Source organism: Dethiosulfatibacter sp., assembly GCF_983023055.1.
The window spans coordinates 1-2220 of sequence record NZ_CEZJXU010000429.1 but is presented as its reverse complement, the minus strand read 5'-3'; the positions used below and the strand labels follow the sequence as shown (position 1 = coordinate 2220).

The window sequence follows — 2220 nt, the reverse complement described above, 5'->3', positions numbered from 1 at the left end:
AAGATAACTAGAATTACCCAAGACAATGCCTTGCTCTGCAGAAACTTAGGCACATTCTTAGTCTGCCATCCTGATTTTTGAGCAATACTTTCAGTTGCACCCATTACAGTATTCATTGGACATATATAACCGCAATAAAACCTGCCAAAGAAAAGTGCAGTAACTAAACTAACTGCAAATAATCCAAACCAAAGCATCATATTACCCTTTAAAACAACTGCAAAAAACAAAATTAAAAATAATATTTGAACAAGTTTTCGTACTTTACTCATTTCCAATCTCCTCTCTTCAAGAAAAATCCCACCTCTAAAAATGGTACTTATATTTTCCTTTTATGTTTGTTAAAACAATTATATAATAATACCAAAAACAAAGGCGTTACCGAGGTTACATATAAGGAAATTTTATGATTGGTTTTTTATCTCAATTAACTGATTATACACTTTTCAAAACAATTCCAGTAGATTTTATCTTCTTGGCACTTACCTATTCTATTATATTTTCAGGGATAAATTAAAAAGTAACCAGTTCAATAGTTAAACTAGTTACTTTTCATAACCAAGCTAGCTGGTGTTTCTGTAGCTGATGATTCAGCAGGTTCCTCAGGAGCTCCGTTTGAGTTGCATGCCTTTTTTCATGTGTTTCCTCCATATACATAGATTTTAAAGTTTTGTTTTTTACAAGCTCTTCAATCAGCAATAATCCCAAACAACAAACACAAGGCATAGGACATTTCCCAAAATTTGCTACAATTTGTAGTATAGCCCTTCAAGAAATGAAAAACTGCAAAGTTTTCACACTTTGCAGTCATATTAATATCATATTCTATTATAAAATTTATAAAGCTTTACCAAACATTTCAATTACCTGTTCCAAAGTTGCAAGTCTTGGATTTGTCAACTGACATGCATCTAGCTTTGCATTGGTAGCCATAACTTCAAAATCTTCTTCCTTGACTCCAAGTTCAGCAAGTCCGGTAGGTATTCCAATTGAAACCGATAGCACCTTTATTGCGTTGATAGCTTCTTTTGCAGCTTCAACTATAGACAAGCCATCAATGTTCACACCCATTGCAACAGCAATATCCTTAAATCTTTCCGTATTTCCTATAATATTAAACTCAGATACTACAGGCAGCAATATAGCGTTGCAAACACCGTGCGGAAGATTATAAAATCCTCCAAGCTGATGTGCCATAGCATGTACATAACCCAAAGATGCATTATTAAATGCCATTCCCCCTAAAAACTGCGCATAAGCCATTTTATCCCTGGCCACCATGTTCGTTCCATTGGCAACTGCCATAGGCAAGTATTCTACAATGAGTTTGATTGACATCAAGGCTGCTGAATCAGTCAATGGATTTGCAGCTGTAGACACATATGCCTCAATAGAATGTGTAAGCGCATCCATTCCAGTCGCTGCTGTCAAACTAGAAGGCATTCCAACCATTAACTCAGGGTCATTTATTGAAACCGAAGGAGTTACTCTCCAGTCAACTATTGCCATTTTGACCTTTCTTTTTGAATCAGTTATTATACAGAATCTTGTCATTTCAGATGCTGTACCAGCAGTGGTATTTACAGAAACAAGTGGAACCATTTCGTTCTCTGACTTGTCAACACCTTCAAAGTCCTGGATTTTACCTCCATTTGAGGCAACCAATCCAATTCCCTTTGCACAATCATGTGATGAACCTCCCCCTAAAGATACAATAGAATCACATTTTTCCTTTTTCCATACTTTCATACCCGCCAATACATTTTTATCTGTAGGATTTGGTTCAGCTCCTCCAAATAAAACTACTTCAAGTCCTGCTTCCTTAAGAATTACCTCAACTTGACTTGCCATACCAAGTTTAACCAGCATTGCATCCGTAACAAGCAAAACCCTTTTTCCTCCAAGCCCTGCTACCTTACTACCCAGTTCATTTACACTTCCTGCACCTATTAGATTTACCGTTGGTATGAAATATCCGTTTACTGACATATGATTCCTCCTATATTTATATATTTAATATAAATAGTATATTGCTTTCATAAAGAGAAGTCAACCGATATAATGTATAAATATAAATAATCAAATTCTGCAATCATGCTGCTACGTTTCGCTTATAACTCATGCACACTTCTTATTGCAAAAGTTTTAACAATATAACTTCTCACAATTACATTTTATTTCGTTTATTTTTTAACGAATATTATAAACACATATGTATAT

At 34.9% G+C, this 2220-nt stretch carries 2 protein-coding genes; both read right to left on the bottom strand.

All coding sequences use genetic code 11. The annotated features are described in order from the left end of the window. Window positions 1–272, bottom strand: a 272-nt coding sequence (locus AC3AX0_RS12005; RefSeq protein ID WP_487550518.1) for a 4Fe-4S binding protein, incomplete at its 3' end; no start/stop codon positions are given. A gap of 565 nt (window positions 273–837) precedes the next feature. Continuing rightward, on the bottom strand, window positions 838–1989 hold the full coding sequence (locus tag AC3AX0_RS12000; protein WP_487550517.1) for an iron-containing alcohol dehydrogenase: 1152 nt from the start codon (window positions 1987–1989) through the stop codon (window positions 838–840). Between the last annotated feature and the right edge of the window lie 231 nt (window positions 1990–2220).